Origin of the sequence: Pseudomonas bharatica CSV86 (assembly GCF_000319305.2) — a bacterium.
Classification (GTDB): domain Bacteria; phylum Pseudomonadota; class Gammaproteobacteria; order Pseudomonadales; family Pseudomonadaceae; genus Aquipseudomonas; species Aquipseudomonas bharatica.
In genome coordinates this window covers 2,069,817-2,089,633 of the sequence record NZ_AMWJ02000002.1, presented here as the reverse complement: position 1 = coordinate 2,089,633, position 19,817 = coordinate 2,069,817, and the positions used below count along the sequence as shown (strand labels likewise).

The following is a 19,817-nucleotide window of genomic DNA, read 5'->3' as shown; positions in this document are numbered from 1 at the left end:
AGGAATAGAGGCACATGGCTATTATTTGCTTCTCCCACCCGGATGGATGTTTGTGTAAGTTAGCGACATTGCACTTCCCAGCGGTCAAACCACAACGCGGAGCCCTCCGCTATAGGATTTGAGCATGCCCTTGCTCCGAGTCTTGTGTTTGCTTGGAATGTTGTCAGTTACCCCGGTTCACGCCGAAAAACTCCGCCTCGTCGCCGACGCCTGGCCACCCTTCACCGATGCCAGCATGGAGCAGGGCGGGCTGGCCACGGCGCTGGTCAAGGCGGCGCTGGAACGCGCCGGCTATGCCAGCGATTTCGAGCAGGTGCCCTGGGCACGGGCCCTGGTGGGGATTGGCGACGGGCGCTACGACGTGCTTATCAACGCCTGGTACAACGACTCGCGAACGCGCATCGGCCAGTTTTCCGAGGGCTACCTGGCCAACCGCATCCGCCTGCTCAAGCGCAAGACCGACGCAATTCACTACGAGCATCTGTCCGATCTCTACCCGCATTCCATCGCCGTGGTCCGCGACTACGCCTATTCCAGCGATTTCGATAACGACCTGCGTTTGCAGAAGGTGCCGGTGCGCAGTTTCCCCGTGGCCATCGGCATGCTGGCGGCAGGACGGGTGTCGCTGGCGGTTGAGGACGAATATGTCGCCAGCTGGTTCCTGCAGCAGGAGCGCAGCAACGCCAAGGACCTGGTGGAATTCTTCGGCAAGCCGATCAGCGAGAACAGCCTGCATATCCTGGTCAGCCTCAAGCATCCGCGGCACGAGCAGATCGTTGCCGCTTTCGACAAGGCCATCGCCGCGATGAAGGCCGATGGCAGCTACGCGAAGATCCTCGAGCACTTTGCCTTCAGGCCGGAGTCCCCTTGATCAGGTGAGCGGCCAGGGTGCGCAGGGGGCCGAGGTGACGGGCGATGAGCGCCAGTTGGGTCTGGACCGTACGCAGGTTTTCGTCCATTTCCTCGGGCATTTGTTCCAGCTCGGTGGCCAGGGCTTCCTCGGCATCGCTATGGATCGCCACGGGTTGCTTGCCAGCCAGGCCCGTGGCGATCTCGTCGAGGCTCGCCGCCAGCTTCGCCGCTGCGCCATCGATCAACTGCGCGTGGGCCTCGGCGGGCAGGGTGCTTTCGCGGTGTGCGCCAAGGGCGGAGAGGTAGCTGAGCAGGGTATGGGAGAGCACCAGGAAGCGGAAACCGGTATCGGCCTCCTTCCTGAAGTGGCCGGGCTCCATGAGCATGTTCGACAGCGTGGTCGATAGCGCCGCATCGGCGTTGTGCGCGTTGCGCCGGGCCAGGCGGTAGGCGAGGTCGTCCTGCTTGCCCCGGGCGTATTGCTGCATGATCTGGCGCAGGTACAGGCTGTTGCAGGTCAGGGTATTGGCCAGCACCTTGTTCAGGCGCCGGCCCTGCCAGTCCGGGAGGAACAGGAATACCGCGAGGATCGCGATCAGGCTGCCCACCAGGGTATCGAACAGGCGCGGCAGGAACAGGCCGTAGCCGTCGCCGATCTGGTTGAAGCAGAACAGCACCATCAGGGTGATCGCCGCTGTCGCGAGGGTATAGCGGGTGGTCCGGTTGACGAAGAACACCACCCCAGCCGCCACCGCGAACAACGACTGGATCACCGCGCTGGGGAACAGATCGAACAGCGCCCAGCCTACCGTCAGGCCGATGGCCGTACCGATGATCCTCTGCACCAGTTTGCGCCGTGTCGCCCCGTAGTTGGGCTGGCAAACGAACAGGGTGGTGAGGATGATCCAGTAGCCCTGCGTCGGGTGGATCAGGTGCACCATGCCGTAGCCGATCGACAGCGCCAGGGGCAGGCGCAGGGCATGGCGGAAGATCAGCGAGGTGGGCGTCAGTTGCAGGCGCAGGCGGGTCCAGACGTCCTTGAGGTTGCGTGGCGAGCGGTCGAGCAGGCTGGAGTCGGTGTTGTCGGCCAGGTTGTCCGGATTGCTGGCATCGCTGAGCAGGCGGTCCAGGGTCGCCAGGTTGGCCGCCAATGCCCGCAGCGAGCGGAGCAGGCCGCGCCAGGCCGGGTTGCTCTGGATGCGCAGGTGTTCCAGCGAGGCATGCAGGTCTTCCAGGGCTTCGGCGAAGTTGCTGTTGAACACGAAGGGCTGGCGCAACTGGATCGAGGTCGATAACTGCTGGCAGGCGCTGCCCTGCTGGCGCAGCAGGCGCTGGCAGCGGAACAGCACGTCGCTGTGGAAAAAGGCTTCGGTCAGGGCGTTGTACGGGTAGTGCGACGAACTGGCCCGCTCGTGGATGTCCTGGGCGAGGAAGTACAGCTTCAGGTAGCGGCTGACCTTCGAGCTGGGCCGGCCATTGCCGACCCGGTGCAGGATGATTTCCTTGGCGCTGTTCAGCGCCGCCACCACCTTGCCATTTTGCTGCGCCAGTTCCAGGCGGCGGGCCTCGACGTCCAGGCCGCGGATCGGCTCGAACAGGGTGGCCTTGAGTTTCAGGTAGGTGCCCAGTTCACGGAACAGCCGGGCCAGGCTCTGCTGTACCGGCTGGTTGGAGAACAGGGCCTGCCACAGCACCGAGAGCAGCCCGTACCAGGCTGCGCCGGCCACCAGCAGCAGCGGTTCGTGCCAGAAGTCGGCGACTTCGCCACCGCGCTGGTCGACGCCGATCATGGTGTAGACCGAGAGGATCAGCGTGGCCTGGGCAATCGCCCCGTAGCGTTCGCCCAGGGCGCCGAGCATGGTCAGGCTGAAGGCTGCCAGGGCCATGGAGATCACGAAGATCCACGGGTAGGGGAACAGCAGTTCCACCGACAGCGCGGCGATGGTAAAGCACACCAGGGTCACCGCCAGGGCATTGAGGCGGCCCTGCCAGCTATCGTCGGTTTCCGCCAGGGCGCTGGCGATGATGCCGAGGAACAGCGGGATCAGCAGGTTCATCTGGTCCTGGTACCAGCACAGCGCCATGCTGCCGGTCAGGGCGATCAATACCCGGATGCTGTAGCTGAACTTGTCCAGCGCCCACAAACGACGCAACGATTGACGCAACGAAGAGGAAGACATGATCGACGACGGGCCTGCCGGGCGGGGTTCTGGATTGAGCGGTCAGCGCGACGCAAAGTTGTCGCGCAGGTCACGTACAGCAAGATGCGTTCCGTGATTGCCGCTGATTCTAGACGAACTGCGCCGCCGCGTAAGCAGAGGCCCAGGCCCACTGGAAATTGAAGCCGCCCAGGTGCCCGCTGACGTCCAGCACCTCGCCGATGAAGTACAGGCCCGGGCTTTTCAGCGACTCCATGGTCTTCGAGGACACCTCGCGGGTATCGACCCCGCCCAGGGTCACTTCGGCGGTGCGATAGCCTTCGGTACCGGCCGGTACCAACTGCCAGTTGCCCAGCTTGTCGGCGACCTGGCCCAGTTCGGCCGGGGTGTACTGCTTCATCGGCTTGGACACGAACCAGGTTTCCGCCAGCAGGTTGGCCATCTTCTTGGTGAAGATCTCACCAAGCAGGGTCTTCAGTTCGCTGTTGGGGCGTTCGGCCTGTTGCTGTTGCAGCCAGACCAGGGCGTCGTGGTCCGGCAGCAGGTTGATTTCAACGGTGTCGCCGGCCTCCCAGAACGAGGAAATCTGCAGGATCGCCGGGCCGCTCAGGCCGCGGTGGGTGAACAGCAGGTTCTCGCGGAAACTGGTGCCGTTGCAGCTGGCGATGCAGTCCACCGAGGTGCCGGACAGCTCGGTACACAGAGCCTTGAGCTGGTCGGTGATGGTGAAGGGCACCAGGCCGGCGCGGGTGGCAAGTACGCTGTGGCCGAACTGGCGGGCAACCTGGTAGCCGAAACCGGTGGCGCCGAGGGTCGGGATCGACAGGCCGCCGGTGGCGATCACCAGCGACTGGCACTGGAACGGGCCGGCGCTGGTAGCCAACTGGTAGCCGTAGTCGGTTTTTTCGATCTGCTCGATGCGGGTGTCCATGCGCAGGTCGGCGCTGGCAGTGGCGCACTCGTCGAGGAGCATCTGCAGGATGTCGCTGGACTTGTTATCGCAAAACAGCTGGCCAAGCTTCTTCTCGTGATAGGGCACGCCGTGCCTGGCGACCATCTCGATGAAATCCCACTGGGTATAGCGGGCCAGGGCGGATTTGCAGAAATGCGGATTCTGCGAGAGGAAATTGCCCGGCTCGGTGTACATGTTGGTGAAATTGCAGCGGCCGCCGCCGGACATCAGGATTTTCTTGCCCGGTTTGTTGGCGTGGTCCAGCAGCACGACCCGACGGCCACGGTTCGCGGCGGTCAGGGCGCACATCAGGCCGGCGGCGCCGGCGCCGATGATGATCACATCGGTGGAGTGCATGAATATTCTCTAGTGACTGTGAGGGCCTCATCGCTGGCAAGCCAGCTCCCACAGGGTTGTGGGAGCTGGCTTGCCAGCGATGAGGCCCTCAAGAAATCAGATGATCCGGACCTTGAGCGAGCGCCCCTTGATCTTGCCGCTGTTGAGCCGTTGCATGGCCTGCCTGGCCAGGGCCCGCTCCACGGCGACGAAGGCCTGGAAGTCGAAGATGGCGATCTTGCCGACCTTCTTGCCATCGATCCCGGCATCGCCGGTCAGTGCGCCGAGGATATCCCTGGACGCAGCTTGTCCTTGCGCCCGGCTGCGATGCACAGCGTCGACATCACCGGCACCAGCGGTTCGCCGGCCTTGCTCTTCAGGCTGTCCAGCTGTTCCCAGCGCAGCGGTTTCTTCTGCAGGTCTTCGATGGCCTTGGCGCGATGGCCTTCGGCCGGGGCCACCAGGCTCACCGCCAGGCCCTTCTCGCCAGCCCGGCCGGTACGCCCGACGCGGTGTACATGGATCTCGGCATCCCGCGCCAGCTCGACGTTGATCACCATGTCCAGGGCATCGATATCCAGGCCACGGGCGGCCACATCGGTGGCGACCAGCACGGATAGGCTGCGGTTGGCGAACACGGTCAGGACCTGGTCGCGATCACGCTGTTCCAGGTCGCCATGCAGCGCCTCGGCGGCGATGCCCTTGGCTTTCAGGTGGTCCACCAGTTCCTGGCATTGCTGCTTGGTAAAGCAGAAGGCCACGCAGGACTGTGGGCGGAAATGGCCGAGCACGCGGGTCACGGCGCTGAGGCGCTCTTCGGGGGCGATCTCGTAGAAGTGCTGCTCGATCTGGCTGTCGTCATGCAGCGCCTCGACCTTGACCTGCTGCGGATCGCGCATGATCGACGAGGCCAGTTGCTTGATGCCGGCCGGGTAGGTGGCGGAGAACAGCAGGGTCTGCCGGCGCTTCGGGGTCTGCCCGACGATATCGCTGATGGCATCGATAAAGCCCATGTCGAGCATGCGGTCGGCTTCATCGAGCACCAGGGTATTGAGCCCGTCCAGCACCAGGGTGCCCTTGCTCAAATGCTGCTGCACCCGGCCCGGGGTGCCGACGATGATATGCGCACCGTGCTCCAGCGACGCGATCTGCGGGCCTAGGGACACGCCACCGCACAGGGTGAGGATCTTGATGTTGTCCTCGGCGCGGGCCAGGCGGCGCAGTTCCTTGGCGACCTGGTCGGCCAGCTCGCGGGTCGGGCACAGCACCAGTGCCTGGCAACCGAAGTAGCGCGGGTTGATCGGGTTGAGCAGGCCGATGCCGAAGGCGGCGGTCTTGCCGCTGCCGGTCTTGGCCTGGGCGATCAGGTCCTGGCCCTTGAGGATGACCGGCAGGCTCTGGGCCTGGATCGGGGTCATCTGGGCGTAGCCGAGGGCGTCCAGGTTGGCCAGCATGGCGGCGGACAGCGGCAAGGTGGCGAAAGCGGTGGCGTTGGTGGTCACGAGGCGGGCCTGCAAAACAAAATGTCGCGCAGTGTACCAGTCTCATGGCCATTCGCCCTAAGGCTCGATGTCGGCCTCCTGACGAGGTGCACGCCTTCCATCGGTCTTCGCCAGTTGCAGGAAGATCGCCGCCGCGAGCATGGCCATCAGGCCGATGGTGACGAAGGTCAGCTGGAACGCGCCGAGGGTGGTTTCCACGCCTTCGGCGCTGCCCGCTGCGGTGAAACCGCCGAGCAGGGCGCCGGCACAGGCCACGCCAAGGCTCAGGGACAGTTGCGCGACCACCGACAACAGGCTGTTGCCGCTGCTGGCGCTGGCGTCGTCGAGGTCGATCAGGGTCACGGTGTTCATCGCGGTGAACTGCATCGAGTTGATCGCCCCGAGAATCCCCAATTGCACCAGCAACACCGCGTGCGGGGTGTTCTCGTTCACCAGGCCAAGGCTGGCGAGCATGATCCCCAGCAGCAGGGTGTTGCCGGTGAGAATGGTGCGGTAGCCAAAGCGCTCGATCAGCGGCCGGGCGATGGACTTGGCGAGCATCGCGGCGGCGGCCAGGGGAATCATGCTCATCCCGGCCTCGGCCGGCGAGTACCCCAGGGCCACCTGCAACAGCAGTGGCACGAGGAAGGGCAAGGCGCCGCTGCCAAGGCGGGCGAACAGGTTGCCGAGGATACCCACCGAGAAGGTGCGCACGCGGAACAGGCTGGGCGAGAACAGTGGCGCCTCGATGCTTCCGGCGCGCAGCCAGTAGGCGGCCAGGCAGGCCATGCCGGCGAACAGCAGCAACATCACCCGCAGGTGTGGCAGGTGCAGTTCGCCCAGGCCCTCCATGGCGATGGTGATCAGCACCATCGCCGCGCCGAACAGGACGAAGCCGATGCCGTCGAAGCGCGTGCGCGAAGAGCCGCGCAGGTCCGGGATGTACTTCCATACCGCATAGCAGCCGAGCACACCTACCGGCAGGTTGAGCAGGAAGATCCAGTGCCAGCTGAGAATCTCCACCAGCCAGCCGCCCATGGTCGGGCCGATCAACGGGCCGAGCAGGCCGGGAATGGTGATGAAGCTCATGATCCGTACCAGTTCCGAGCGCGGGTAGGCGCGCAGCACCACCAGCCGGCCCACCGGCAGCATCAGTGCACCGCCCAGGCCTTGGATGATCCGCGCAGCGACCAGCATGCCCAGGGTATTGGCTGCGGCGCAGAGCAAGGAGCCGATGCTGAACAGCAGGATGGCGCCAAAGAAGATGTGCTTGGTGCCGAAGCGGTCGGCGATCCAGCCCGAGGCGGGAATCAGCAGGGCCACGGTGAGCATGTAGGCGATGATCACCGACTGCATGCGCAGCGGGTCCTCCGCCAGGTCCCGGGCCATGGCCGGCAGCGCGGTGTTGAGGATGGTGCCGTCGAGTGACTGCATGAAGAAGGCGATGGCCACGACCCAGGGGATCCAGCGGGCGGTGGTCGGGTCGAGGGCGATACGGTCTGGCATGGAATGTCCTTGCATGCGCGGTCCCTGTGGGAGCTGGCTTGCCAGCGATAGGGTCGGCACTGGCAATGATGTTGTCAGGTCTGGCCAAATCGCTGGCAAGCCAGCTCCCACTGGGACGGTGGTGCTTTCAGAGCGTTAGGGTAAGCCGTTTGACCAGCGCCCCCGGCAAATGACTCGATCCGGTCTGCCGCTGCCCGTAGGTGCTGGCCGACAGCAGCATCTCCCGTTCCAGGGTCAGCGCTTCCAGTTGCGAGCCCAGGAGACTGTAGACGCTGTCATCGAAGCGCATGGTGCTGACCGGTGCCTGGATCTCGCCGTTCTCCACCCAGAAGCAGGCGAAGCGGGTCAGCCCGGTAATGCGTGCCGCCGGCTGGTCGGAGTAGTTCAGGTACCAGAGGTTGTTGATGTACAGCCCGGTGCCCAGCGCCTTCAGTACATCAGCCTGGGCCAGGTCGCCCGCCGCCATGCTCAGTGCGCTGGGCGATTCCCAGGCCTCGGCGCCATTGGCCTGCCGCTGGAATTCGGCGGCGCTGCGGGCACTGGTCAGTTGCTCCAGCGCCCGGCCCTGGTCGATCAGGCGCAGGTCGCTGCGCGGATAACCCTCACCGGAAAACGCCGGGCTGATCGAGCCACTGACCTGCTCGGCAATGCTGACCAGCGGGCTGAGGGTGGCTTCGCCGGCATAGAGACGCTGCAGCGGGCAGTTCTTGTTGGCCACCGCCTGCGCCGAAAAACCGCCCCAACCGAGCAGGTCGACGATCTCTTCCATGGCCGACGGGGCGAAATAGGCGCGGTATTGGCCGGGGGCGAGGGTTTTCAGCGGCCGTCCCAGGTATTCCAGTTGCTCGCGGGCGCGGGCCAGGCGCCGGTCCAGTCCCTGCGGGTCCCAGACCTGGCCCGCGTAGTTGGCCTTAACCGCCTGGCCATTGGCGTGGAACAGGCTCCAGTCGAAGTTGAAGCTATTGGCCTGGTGCCAGCCGAATGCCCCATGGGAACTGGCGAACCCCCGGCAGATCGGCCCGGCGGCGAGGATCCCGACCAGATCCAGATCGCCGGCGCCGGCCTCGATCCGGGCCAGTACCTCGGCGTTGTCCGGCAGCGGCGCCTGTTGCTGGTGCCGGCTGTCCCAGGCCTGTTCATTGAGTTGCAGGTAGGGATCCTGCGGGATCAGCGGCAGCGTCTGGCGCAGTTGCTCCAGGGCTTCGGCCAGGCGCTGGCAGTCGATCTTGTGGTCGCCGCTGAGGGTCAGGCGCAGATCAGCCTGGCGGCCCTCGGCGATGAGTTTCAGGCTCGCCGAGGACTGCTGGACGTCGCCCGCCTGCCGCACCTTGGCGTGGTTGAGGCGTATGAACTGCGAACGCTCGCCGGCATAGCTCAGGGTGAACTGCTCGGGGGGCCGCACGTTGGCGCGCAGCCAGTCGACCAGGCTGTTGAAACCGTGCAGGAAATGGTCAGCCATCAGGCGTCTCCTCCGAATACGTCGATCTGGCTGAACACGCAGGCCGGCGAGGCATGGCCGACCCGCACCACCTGGTTCGGCTCGCCCTTGCCGCAGTTCGGCGTACCGAGGACCTGGAAGGTGCTGGCATCACCGACCGCGCTGAGGTTGCGCCAGAAGTTCGAGGAAATACCCCGGTAGTTGGGGTTCTTCACTACGCCCTTGAGCTCGCCGTTCTCGATCAGCTGGCCCCATTCGCAGCCGAACTGGAACTTATTGCGCGCATCGTCGATGGACCAGGAGCGGTTGGTGCGCATCAGGATGCCTTTCTCGATCCCGCCAATCAGTTGCTCCAGGGACTTGTCCCCGGGCTCGACATTGAGGTTGGCCATGCGGTCGATGGGCGCCCGGTTCCAGCTGCACGCACGGCTGTTGGCGACGCCGTCGAGGCCCGAGCGGAACTGCGACAGTGCGCCGCCCAAGGGCCGTACCAGCAGGCCATCGCGGATCAGGAACTGCCTGGTCGCCGGGGTGCCGTCGTCGTCATGGCTGTAGCTGGCCAGTTCTTCGCGGATCTCCGGGTCGAAGGTCACGTTGAGCAGCTTCGAGCCGTATTGCAGGTGGCCGAAGTCGCTGGCCTTGACGAAGCTGGTGCCGGCGTAGTTGCGCTCATCGCCGAGGATGCGGTCCAGTTCCAGCGGGTGGCCGATGGATTCGTGGATCTGCAGCATCATCTGGTCCGGCATCAGCAGCAGGTCGCGCTGGCCGCTCGGGGTATTGGGCGCCAGCAGCAGTTGCAGGGCCTCGTCGGCGATGCGTTTGCCGGCCCCCGGCAAGCCGCAACGCTGGATCACGTCGAAGCCGCCCTGCTGGCCGAAGTTGTCCCGGCCCAGGGTGCGGGTCTGGCTGTCGCTACCGTCGAAGGCGGTAACCCCGAAACCCGGGAAGACCAGGCGCTGGGCGTGGCGCAATTCGGCGCCCGCACTGTTGAGGTAGATCTGCTCGACCGTGCTCAGGCCGAGGCTGACCTGCCAGTTCACCAGGCGTTCGTCCGCCGGCACCGACGCTGATTCCTGGTTGAGCAGCTCGAAGCACTCGGCAAGGGACGGGAAGGCGCTGTCCATGTCCGGCGAGAGGTAATCGGCGCGGGCCGTGGCGACGGGCTGGTCGCGCAGGTCCAGCAGGGCGTGGGCGGCGATTTGCCGGGCCAGCGCTTCGGCGCGGTCCAGCGCCTGTTGCAGGCCGCTTTGCGACAGGTCGGCGGTGGCCGCATAGGCTTCCACGCCGCTGACCCGCACCGTAAGCATGGCGCCTTCGTCACGCCCCAGGCTGGGCGGTTCGGCGACATTCTTGCGCACGGACAGGTGCTGGTCGGACTGGCGCACATGGCGCAGGGAGAAAAACTCTCCGCCGCTGCGCAGCGCGGCGAAGCGCTGACGCAACAGCGTGGTGGAATCGAACATGCGCAGAGCTCCTGAAGTGCAGGCGGCTCTCCTTCAGAACCACCCTTCCTGCATGCCCGGGCAGGTGTCGTCACGTGCTTCGAGCAAAGCAAGGTCATTATGGCAGGGAGGTACTTCCCAAGTGAGGAAGAATCGCGCTGCCTGCAACTTGCCTTTATAGAAGTCGTGGTCCGCCTCGCTGGCCGTGGCCAGGCCCTGTTCGGCGCGAATCGCTTGTTCCAGCCAGCGCCAGCCGATCACGCAATGCCCGAAGGCTTTCATGTACAGCGCCGAGTTGGCCAAAGCCAGGTTGACCTTGCCCGTCGCCATGTCGCCGAGCAGGCCCAGGGTCACGCCTTGCAGCCGGTTCAGCAGTTGCTCCAGCGGCTGGCGCAGGGCGTCCAGTTGCGGGTGCTGGTGGGCGCGCTCGCAGGTCCCGGCAATCAGGCGCACCAGTTGCTTCAGGCCGGCGCCGCCGTTCTGCGCCAGCTTGCGCCCGAGCAGGTCGAGCGACTGGATACCGTGGGTACCTTCATGGATCGGGTTCAGGCGGTTGTCGCGGTAGTACTGCTCCACCGGATATTCACGGGTATAGCCATGGCCGCCGAGGATCTGGATCGCCAGTTCGTTGGCCTTCAGGCAGAACTCCGAAGGCCAGGACTTGACGATGGGCGTCAGCAGGTCGAGCAGTTCGTGGGCCTGCTGGCGGGCCTCGGGCGTTCCGGCGGTTTGCGTGTCGTCGAACAGCCGTGCGGCGTATAGGCCCAGGTCGAAGGCGCCTTCCACATAGGCTTTCTGCGCCAGGAGCATGCGCTTCACATCCGCGTGGGCAATGATCGGCACCGCGGGGGTGGACGGGTCCTTGTTATCGAGCGGGCGACCCTGCGGCCGCTGGCGCGCGTAGTCGAGCGAGTACAGGTAGCCGGCGTAACCCAGCATCACCGCGCCCATGCCGACACCGATGCGTGCCTCGTTCATCATCTGGAACATGCAGGCCAGGCCCTGGTGCGGCTTGCCCACCAGATAGCCGACGCATTGGCCGTTATCGCCGAAGTTCAGCGCGGTCGAGGTGGTGCCGCGCCAGCCCATCTTGTGGAACAGCCCGGCCAGCGTCACATCATTGCGCGGGCCGAGGCTGCCGTCGGCGTTGACCAGGAACTTGGGCACGATGAACAGGGAAATGCCCTTCACGCCAGGCGGCGCATCCGGCAGCTTGGCCAGGACCATATGCACGATGTTTTCCGACAGTGGATGGTCGCCGCCGGAGATGAAGATCTTGTTCCCGCGCAGGCGGTAGCTGCCATCGGCGGCGGGTTCGGCGCGGGTGCGAATGTCCGCCAGGGACGAGCCGGCATGGGGTTCTGTGAGGGCCATGGTGCCGAAGAAGCGGCCCTCGATCATCGGCTGCAGGAACAGGCGCTTCTGTTCCTCGGTGCCGAAGCTCTCGATCAGGTTGGCGGCGCCCATGGTCAGGAAGGGATAGGCCGTGGTTCCGGCGTTGGCGGCCTGGAAATGGGCGAAGCAGGCCTGGGACAGCAGGGTCGGCAACTGCATGCCACCCGCCTCGAAGTCGCGGTTGGCATTCAGGAAGCCGGCTTCGAGGAAGGCATCCACCGCCGGTTTCACCTCCGGGATCAGCACCGCCTCGCCGTTCTCGTAGCGCGGCTCGTTCTCGTCGCCCTTGCGGTTATGCGGGGCGAAGTACTTCTCGGCGATGGTGCGTGCCGTGGTCAGCGCGGCGTCGAAGGTCTCGCGGCTGTGTTCGGCAAAGCGCTCGCGGCGGGTCAGGGCCTCGGCATCCAGCACTTCATAGAGTTCGAACGCCAGGTTGCGGGCGCTGAGCAGGGTCTCGGTCATGGCGGCGGTCCTTGAGTCGGGGGTGGGGCGAGTCTAGGAGGGCGGGGAGGGGGATGCACAGGGAAATAGGTTTGGGTGATGGTGGGGTAGAAGCATGGATTGAAACGCAGATGTGGGTTTTGTACGGGGCCTGTAGGAGCGCTGCCAAGGGCATTTGCGTGTTTGAGCTATTCGAAGTTTCCGATCGAATGTCGGGATTTTCCTGACATCAATCGTTTGATGATGGGTGTCTGATTGCTGCCTTTAATTCAAAGGAGCTTTTATGTCCAGTGAGACCGTTACCTCTGTCACCGCTGAAGAAGAACCGCGCAAGGCAATGTTCTATGTAGTGTCGGTCAACAAGCTGATCTATATGACGATGCTGACCACGGGGCTCTACATCTTGTATTGGTTCTATCGAAATTGGGCAACCTACAGGGATGCCACGGGAGAGCGTTTGATTCCGTTGCTTCGCAGCATCATTCCGGTGATTTTTGTGTGGCCGTTACTCCGCCGTATCGATAACAGGCTCATGCAGTCAGGTTGCAAATACGAGTGGTCGCCTAAATTCCTGAGTTCGAGCATGTGGCTCATTCTGGTTGTCAGTGTAGGCGCATCATTCGTGAACCCCGAACCTACGGAACAGTTGAAGACTATTGCGAATCTGCACTTGCTAACCCTGGTCCTGACGGTATTGCAGTTATTAGCCGTCCTTTGGGTCCTTTGTCAGATCCAGCGAGTAGTGAACGTCGTTGAGGATGATCCGGAAGGAGAGTCAAACGCGCATTTCAGCGCAGCCAACAACTGTTGGATCGGATTGGGCATTGCCATCTGGATGGTGTACTTCATATCGGTTGCGTTGTTGTTTTCCCTCGCTTACTGAGGTGGCAGCATTGTTCGGCGCTTGATCGGCCAAACAAAACGGGGCGGGCTCCGCGAACCTCCTTCAGAAGTCCGCAAAACCCGCCCCGCTTTTTTTCTTTCGACTATCAGCCGATAGTCATCAGGCTCGCATTACCCCCGCCGCAGCGGTGTTTACGCTTAGTGCCCGCTCGATCACCAGGCGCTCCAGCGCTACCGCAGTTTCACCCGACGACAGGCCATGCACCCCAACGATCGCGCCCGGACGCTTGGCGATCTGCTCGCAGATGCCGCGCAACTGGTCGGAGTCGCCGTGGTGCAGGACGGCGTCGAATTGCACGTCTTCCTTGTTCCAGTCGCCGACCAGCTTGATCCGCGCCTGGACTTCCTTCGGCAGGCGCGAACGCACCGATTTGCCCGGCTCGCCCTCCAGCACCACGGCCGAACTGCCCACGGCCAGCACCGCCGCCAGTTGGGTCAGCAGGTCGGCTTCGTTGTCGGCCAGGCACAGTACGTGCTCGCGCGGCAGGATGCTGTAGCTGTTGCGTTCGCCGGTCGGGCCGGCCAGCAGGCGGGTGATGCCGCTCTGGGACTGGCGGGCGAATTGCTCGCAGGTTTGCACCAGTTCGCTGTGCTGGGCGCTGGAGGCCCAGGCCTTGAAGGCTTCGAACGGCTTCAGCAGGACGTCGCGCAGCTGGCTGTCAGGTTTGTTGCCGGCATCGCCACGCTGGAACGACTGCTCGATGGCATCCGCCGGACGGGTCGACAGCAGGCGGTACAGGTACAACGGGCCGCCGGCCTTCGGACCGGTACCGGACAAGCCCTCGCCGCCGAACGGCTGTACACCGACCACGGCACCGACGATGTTGCGGTTGACGTAGACGTTACCGGCATGGACGTTGTCGATGACCTTGGCGATGGTCTCGTCGATGCGGGTGTGCACGCCGAGGGTCAGGCCGTAGCCGGTGGCGTTGATCTGCTCGATCAACTGGTCCAGGTCCTTGCGGTTGTAGCGCAGTACGTGGAGCACCGGGCCGAAGATCTCGCGCTTGAGATCGTCGAGGTTTTCCAGCTCGATCAGGGTCGGCATGACGAAGGTGCCGCGCTTGCATTCGGCGCTGTCGGCGATGGCCACCTGATACACCGGACGGCCTTTCTCGCGCATGCCCTGGATGTGCTTCTCGATGCCGGCCTTGGCTTCGGCGTCGATTACCGGGCCGATGTCCACCGACAGGCGCTCCGGGTTGCCCAGGCGGCTTTCGGCCATGGCGCCCTTGAGCATTTCGATCACGCGGTCGGCGGAATCTTCCTGCAGGCACAGCACGCGCAGGGCCGAGCAACGCTGGCCGGCACTGTCGAAGGCCGAGGAGACCACGTCGATCACCACCTGCTCGGTCAGCGCCGAGGAGTCGACGATCATGGCGTTCTGGCCGCCGGTCTCGGCGATCAGCGGGATCGGACGCCCCTGGTTATCCAGACGCCCGGCGATATTGCGTTGCAGCAGGCGGGCGACTTCGGTGGAGCCGGTGAACATCACGCCTTTCACTCGATCGTCGCCGACCAGGCGGGCGCCGACGGTTTCGCCGCGGCCCGGAAGCAGTTGTACGACGCCTTCCGGAATACCGGCCTCGAGCAGCAGGCGCACGGCCTGGGCTGCGACCAGCGGAGTCTGTTCGGCGGGCTTGGCCAGCACCGGGTTGCCAGCCGCGAGTGCGGCAGCCACCTGGCCGCTGAAGATCGCCAGCGGGAAGTTCCATGGGCTGATGCACACCACCGGGCCCAATGGGCGGTGGGCGTCGTTGCTGAAGTCGTTGCGTGCCTGCACCGCGTAGTAGCGCAGGAAGTCGACCGCCTCACGGACTTCGGCAATGGCGTTGGCGTAGGTCTTGCCCGCTTCACGGACCAGCAGGCCCATCAGCGGCTGGATCTCGGCTTCCATCAGGTCGGCGGCGCGTTCGAGGATCGCGGCGCGCTCGGCCGGTGGCGTGGCCTGCCAGATCGGTGCGGCATTCAGCGCGCACTGGATGGCGTTGTCGACGTCGGCGACCGTGGCTTCCTGGACATGGCCGACCACATCGCGATGGTCCGCCGGATTGAGCACCGGTACCGCAGCTTCCTGGCTGGCCGCGCAGCCCAGCAGCGGTTCTGCTTTCCAGGGCGAGTGCGCAGTGGCGAGAAGCGCGCAGGACAGCGAGGCCAGGCGATGCTCGTTGGCCATGTCGATACCGGCCGAGTTGGCCCGCTCGCTGCCGTACAGGTCACGGGGCAGCGGAATGCGCGGGTGGGGCAGGCCGACGTTGCCTTCCTGGGTGGCCATGCGCTCGATGGTGGCGACCGGGTCGGCGACCAGTTCCTGGATGGAAATCGAGTGGTCGGCGATACGGTTGACGAAGGAAGTGTTGGCACCGTTTTCCAGAAGGCGGCGGACCAGGTAGGCCAGCAGCGTTTCATGGGTACCGACCGGGGCATACACCCGGCACGGACGGTTCAGCTTGCCATCGGCGACCTTGCCTACGACCTGTTCGTACAGCGGCTCACCCATGCCGTGCAGGCACTGGAATTCATACTGGCCCGGGTAGTAGTTCTGACCGGCGATATGGTAGATGGCCGACAGGGTATGGGCGTTGTGGGTCGCGAACTGCGGGTAGATGGCTTCCGGTACCGACAGCAGCTTGCGCGCGCAGGCGATGTAGGATACGTCGGTGTACACCTTGCGGGTGTACACCGGATAGCCTTCCAGGCCCTCGATCTGGGCGCGCTTGATCTCGCTGTCCCAGTAGGCGCCCTTCACCAGGCGGATCATCAGGCGATGGCGGCTGCGGCGGGCCAGGTCGATGACGTAGTCGATCACATACGGGCAGCGCTTCTGGTAGGCCTGGATGACGAAGCCGATGCCGTTCCAGCCGGTGAGTTGCGGTTCGAAGCACAGGCGCTCGAGCAGGTCCAGCGACAGCTCCAGGCGGTCGGCTTCCTCGGCGTCGATGTTCAGGCCGATGTCGTATTGCTTGGCCAGCAGGGTCAGGGACAGCAGGCGCGGGTACAGCTCTTCCATCACCCGCTCGTACTGAGCGCGGCTGTAGCGCGGGTGCAGTGCCGAGAGCTTGATCGAGATGCCCGGGCCTTCATAGATGCCGCGACCATGGGAGGCCTTGCCGATTGAGTGGATGGCCTGCTCGTAGGAAGCCAGGTACTTCTGCGCGTCGTGCTCGGTCAATGCGGCTTCGCCGAGCATGTCGTAGGAATAGCGGAAACCCTTGGATTCGAACTTGCTCGCGTTGGCCAGGGCTTCGGCGATGGTCTCGCCGGTAACGAACTGCTCGCCCATCAGGCGCATGGCCATATCGACGCCCTTGCGGATCATCGGTTCGCCGCTCTTGCCGATGATACGGCTGAGGGACGAAGTGAGGCCGGATTCGTTATGGGTGCTGACCAGCTTGCCGGTCAGCAGCAGGCCCCAGGTAGCGGCGTTGACGAACAGCGACGGGCTGTTGCCCAGGTGCGGCTGCCAGTTGCCGGTGCTGATCTTGTCGCGGATCAGGGCGTCGCGGGTGCCTTTGTCGGGGATGCGCAGCAGGGCCTCGGCCAGGCACATCAGGGCCACGCCTTCCTGGGATGACAGGGAGAATTCCTGCAGCAGGCCCTGGACGATACCGGCACGACCGCCGGCGCTTTTCTGATTACGCAATTTTTCCGCGATGCCGGCGGCCAGCTTGTTGGTGGCTTCGGCCTGGGCGGCCGGCAGGCGTGCCTGCTCCAGCAACATCGGCACCACTTCCTGCTCAGGGCGGCGGTAGGCGGCGGTAATGGCCGCGCGCAGCACCGATTGGGGCAGGATGCTTTCGGCGAATTCGAGGAAGCACTGATGGCTGTGGTCGGGCTGTACTTCGCCCGCGTCGTCACCGATATGTCCGGCCTGACCGTTGAGCTCGGTCAGGGTGGCGCCACCCTCCAGCTTCTCCAGGTAGTTGAAGATCGCTTGCTTGATGAGCCAGTGCGGCGTGCGGTCGATGGACTGCGCAGCGGCCTTCAGTCGCTCACGGGTAGGGTCGTCGAGTTTGACCCCAAGGGTGGTCGTCGCCATTTCTTATCCTCGTTATTGCCACTGGGCCGTGGCTAAGCTGGCGCCAAGATTAGCCGGGCACGTTTCCGGGTGCAACCTAGTGCAACCCAAATTTTTGCGGACGGTGGCGCAACTCATCCGGCCGCCGAAAACCCCACGACAGAAACGGCTTTTAGTGGTGCGTTTACTTATGAAAAAGGTGTTTTTTGCGCCGAAAAGGAGCAAGAAGGCGCTTTAGTGGGAAATTTCATACAGGGTGCAACTAGCTTTGTAAAAAAGGTTGCACCGAATTTACGTTGTGACATAGGGTTCGCCGCCTGGGTGCAACCCCACGAGGGTTGTTGCTACATAAAAACAAACGCCAGGGCGCAATACATGACAGCAAGCAATCCCATCACGATTACCTTCGTGATCTACATCGCGGCAATGGTGCTGATCGGCTTCATGGCCTATCGCTCCACCAAGAACCTTTCCGACTACATTCTCGGCGGCCGTAGCCTCGGCAGCGTGGTGACCGCACTTTCCGCCGGCGCCTCGGACATGAGCGGCTGGCTGCTGATGGGCCTGCCGGGCGCCATCTACATGTCGGGCCTTTCGGAAGCCTGGATCGCCATCGGCCTGACCGTGGGTGCCTACCTGAACTGGCTGTTCGTCGCCGGCCGCCTGCGCGTGCAGACCGAGCACAACGGCGATGCGCTGACCCTGCCGGACTATTTCGCCAGTCGTTTCGAAGACCAGAGCGGTCTGCTGCGGATCATCTCCGCAGTGGTGATCCTGGTGTTCTTCACCATCTACTGCGCGTCCGGCATCGTCGCCGGTGCCCGCCTGTTCGAAAGCACCTTCGGCATGTCCTACGAAACCGCCCTGTGGGCCGGTGCCGCAGCGACCATCGCCTACACCTTCGTCGGCGGCTTCCTTGCGGTCAGCTGGACGGATACCGTGCAGGCCGGCCTGATGATCTTCGCCCTGCTGCTGACGCCGATCTTCGTGCTGCTCGCCACCGGCGGCGTGGACACCACCTTCCTCGCCATCGAGGCGCAGAATCCGGCCAACTTCGACATGTTCCGCAATGCCAGCTTCATCGGCATCATCTCGCTGATGGGCTGGGGCCTGGGCTACTTCGGCCAGCCGCACATCCTGGCGCGTTTCATGGCGGCTGACTCGGTGAAGTCGATCGCTAACGCCCGTCGCATCTCCATGACCTGGATGATCCTGTGCCTGGCCGGTACCTGTGCCGTGGGCTTCTTCGGTATCGCCTATTTCTCGGCGCATCCGGAAGTGGCCGGCCCTGTCACCGAGAACCACGAGCGCGTGTTCATCGAGTTGGCCAAGATCCTGTTCAACCCATGGGTCGCCGGTGTCTTGCTGTCGGCCATCCTGGCAGCGGTCATGAGTACCTTGAGCTGCCAACTGCTGGTCTGCTCCAGTGCCCTGACCGAAGACTTCTACAAGACCTTCCTGCGTCCGAAAGCTTCGCAGGGGGAACTGGTCTGGATTGGTCGCCTGATGGTCCTGGCCGTTGCGCTGATCGCCATCGCCCTGGCTGCCAATCCGGACAACCGCGTGCTGGGACTGGTGGCCTACGCCTGGGCCGGTTTCGGCGCCGCCTTCGGTCCGGTAGTGCTGCTTTCCGTGCTGTGGAAAGGCATGACCCGCAATGGCGCACTGGCCGGTATCGTGGTTGGCGCGCTGACCGTGATCCTGTGGAAGAACTATTCGGGCACCAGCCTGTACGAGATCATCCCGGGCTTCATCTTCGCCACCCTCGCCATCGTGCTGGTGAGCAGCATGGGCCGGGCGTCGTCCACCATGGTGGCGCGCTTCGAGAAGGCCGACGCGGACTATTACGCCAACAAGTGATCGCTGATCGCGCTTGAGCCGGCGGCCCGCCTCTTCGAGAGAGGCGGGCCGCCGTCGTTTCAGCGGGTGCAACCTGACGACTGCGGCGTGACAGGGTAAACTTCCCGGTCCCTCAGGAGTCGCCATGAACTATCGTCACGCCTTTCACGCCGGCAACCACGCCGACGTCTTCAAGCACATCGTGCTCACCCGCCTCATCGCCCTGATGTCGCGCAAGGAGCAGCCGTTCGCCTATATCGATACCCACGCCGGCCTTGGCCTGTACGACCTGCAGGGCGACCAGGCGACCCGTACCGGCGAGTGGATCGAGGGCATCGGCCGGCTCTGGGGGCGTGAAGACCTGCCGGCGATCACGGCGGACTACCTGCGCATCGTCAAGCGCCTGAATGCCGATGGCGAGCTGCGCTACTACCCCGGTTCGCCGGAACTGGCACGGCGCATGGCGCGCCAGCAGGACCGCGTGCTGCTCAACGAGAAGCACCCGGAGGACGGGCGCCTGCTCAAGGACAACATGAAAAAGGACCCGCGGGTCGCCGTGCACCTCGGCGAGGGCTGGCATGTGCCGCGGGCGCTGCTGCCGGTGCAGGAAAAGCGCGCAGTGATGCTGATCGACCCGCCGTTCGAGCAGCCGGACGAGCTCAAGCGCTGCTCTACCGCGATGAAGGAGGCGATCGGTCGCATGCGCCAGACCGTCGCGGCGATCTGGTATCCGATCAAGGAGCAGAAACAGCTGGTGCGCTTCTACCAGGACCTGACCAGTACCGGCGCGCCGAAGCTGTTGCGGGTGGAGCTGTATGTGCACCCACAGGACACGCCGCAGAACCTGAATGGCTCCGGCCTGGCGATTGCCAACCCGCCGTGGGGGCTGGAGGAAGAGCTGCGCGAGTTCCTGCCTTGGCTGGCTGAATGCCTGGGGCAGACGGGCGGGAACTGGCGGATGGATTGGTTGATCGCCGAGTAATCCTGGTTCTTGTGTTGATCTTGAGGGCGCCATCGCTGGCAAGCCAGCTCCCACAGGGTTCGCGGTGCATGCG

The 19,817-nt window shown here is 64.3% G+C and carries 10 protein-coding genes and 2 pseudogenes; 4 read left to right on the top strand and 8 right to left on the bottom strand.

Going from position 1 to position 19,817, the window contains the following annotated elements:
• The first annotated feature begins 124 nt into the window (after positions 1-124).
• Positions 125-871 carry a substrate-binding periplasmic protein gene (locus CSV86_RS23350; protein WP_037060238.1) on the top strand — a complete coding sequence of 249 codons (747 nt, stop codon included), beginning with the start codon at positions 125-127 and terminating at the stop codon, positions 869-871.
• On the opposite strand, the gene yccS is transcribed toward CSV86_RS23350, so the two are convergent.
• The 7 genes and pseudogenes from yccS to CSV86_RS23315 form a co-directional block, all read right to left on the bottom strand.
• Positions 852-3,032 (bottom strand): YccS family putative transporter, encoded by a 2,181-nt coding sequence (gene yccS / locus CSV86_RS23345; protein WP_009399355.1) that lies wholly within the window; start codon positions 3,030-3,032, stop codon positions 852-854. The two genes, CSV86_RS23350 and yccS, sit on opposite strands and share 20 nt — an antisense overlap.
• Positions 3,033-3,141: 109 nt before the next feature.
• Entirely contained in the window at positions 3,142-4,320 is a 1,179-nt protein-coding gene (locus tag CSV86_RS23340) for a BaiN/RdsA family NAD(P)/FAD-dependent oxidoreductase (protein ID WP_009399357.1), read from the bottom strand.
• A 96-nt stretch (positions 4,321-4,416) separates the two neighbouring features.
• Positions 4,417-5,753 (bottom strand): annotated as a pseudogene (gene dbpA, locus CSV86_RS23335) (ATP-dependent RNA helicase DbpA).
• Positions 5,754-5,858: 105 nt separating this feature from the next.
• Positions 5,859-7,286, bottom strand: a complete 1,428-nt coding sequence (mdtD, locus tag CSV86_RS23330) for a multidrug transporter subunit MdtD (RefSeq protein WP_009399361.1) — start codon at positions 7,284-7,286, stop codon at positions 5,859-5,861.
• A 127-nt stretch (positions 7,287-7,413) separates the two neighbouring features.
• Entirely contained in the window at positions 7,414-8,745 is a 1,332-nt protein-coding gene (locus CSV86_RS23325) for a TldD/PmbA family protein (protein ID WP_009399364.1), read from the bottom strand.
• Positions 8,745-10,187 carry a TldD/PmbA family protein gene (locus tag CSV86_RS23320; RefSeq protein ID WP_009399366.1) on the bottom strand — a complete coding sequence of 481 codons (1,443 nt, stop codon included), beginning with the start codon at positions 10,185-10,187 and terminating at the stop codon, positions 8,745-8,747. Before CSV86_RS23320 ends, CSV86_RS23325 begins: the two co-directional genes overlap by 1 nt.
• A 33-nt stretch (positions 10,188-10,220) precedes the next feature.
• Positions 10,221-12,023, bottom strand: coding sequence for an acyl-CoA dehydrogenase (locus CSV86_RS23315; RefSeq protein WP_009399368.1), 1,803 nt, complete (start codon positions 12,021-12,023; stop codon positions 10,221-10,223).
• A 262-nt stretch (positions 12,024-12,285) separates the two neighbouring features.
• On the opposite strand from CSV86_RS23315, the gene CSV86_RS23310 reads away from it, so the two are divergent.
• Positions 12,286-12,885 (top strand): hypothetical protein, encoded by a 600-nt coding sequence (locus CSV86_RS23310; RefSeq protein WP_009399369.1) that lies wholly within the window; start codon positions 12,286-12,288, stop codon positions 12,883-12,885.
• A gap of 106 nt (positions 12,886-12,991) precedes the next feature.
• Here the strand turns inward: CSV86_RS23310 and putA are convergent.
• Positions 12,992-16,944: pseudogene (gene putA / locus CSV86_RS23305) on the bottom strand (trifunctional transcriptional regulator/proline dehydrogenase/L-glutamate gamma-semialdehyde dehydrogenase).
• 354 nt (positions 16,945-17,298) lie between these two features.
• On the opposite strand from putA, the gene putP reads away from it, so the two are divergent.
• Both putP and CSV86_RS23295 read left to right on the top strand, forming a co-directional pair.
• Positions 17,299-18,783: a sodium/proline symporter PutP gene (gene putP, locus CSV86_RS23300; protein ID WP_009399376.1), complete on the top strand. Its 1,485-nt coding sequence runs from the start codon at positions 17,299-17,301 to the stop codon at positions 18,781-18,783.
• Positions 18,784-18,907: 124 nt separating this feature from the next.
• Positions 18,908-19,744, top strand: coding sequence for a 23S rRNA (adenine(2030)-N(6))-methyltransferase RlmJ (locus CSV86_RS23295; protein WP_009399377.1), 837 nt, complete (start codon positions 18,908-18,910; stop codon positions 19,742-19,744).
• Positions 19,745-19,817 lie beyond the last annotated feature (73 nt).

Excerpts from the sequence above, each read along its gene's own strand:
- mdtD (WP_009399361.1), bottom strand. The coding sequence starts at position 7,286 with ATGCCAGACCGTATCGCCCTCGACCCGACCACCGCCCGCTGGATCCCC.
- CSV86_RS23315 (WP_009399368.1), bottom strand. The coding sequence starts at position 12,023 with ATGACCGAGACCCTGCTCAGCGCCCGCAACCTGGCGTTCGAACTCTAT.
- CSV86_RS23310 (WP_009399369.1), top strand. The coding sequence starts at position 12,286 with ATGTCCAGTGAGACCGTTACCTCTGTCACCGCTGAAGAAGAACCGCGC.
- CSV86_RS23340 (WP_009399357.1), bottom strand. The coding sequence starts at position 4,320 with ATGCACTCCACCGATGTGATCATCATCGGCGCCGGCGCCGCCGGCCTG.
- CSV86_RS23325 (WP_009399364.1), bottom strand. The coding sequence starts at position 8,745 with ATGGCTGACCATTTCCTGCACGGTTTCAACAGCCTGGTCGACTGGCTG.
- yccS (WP_009399355.1), bottom strand. The coding sequence starts at position 3,032 with ATGTCTTCCTCTTCGTTGCGTCAATCGTTGCGTCGTTTGTGGGCGCTG.
- putP (WP_009399376.1), top strand. The coding sequence starts at position 17,299 with ATGACAGCAAGCAATCCCATCACGATTACCTTCGTGATCTACATCGCG.
- CSV86_RS23320 (WP_009399366.1), bottom strand. The coding sequence starts at position 10,187 with ATGTTCGATTCCACCACGCTGTTGCGTCAGCGCTTCGCCGCGCTGCGC.
- CSV86_RS23350 (WP_037060238.1), top strand. The coding sequence starts at position 125 with ATGCCCTTGCTCCGAGTCTTGTGTTTGCTTGGAATGTTGTCAGTTACC.
- CSV86_RS23295 (WP_009399377.1), top strand. The coding sequence starts at position 18,908 with ATGAACTATCGTCACGCCTTTCACGCCGGCAACCACGCCGACGTCTTC.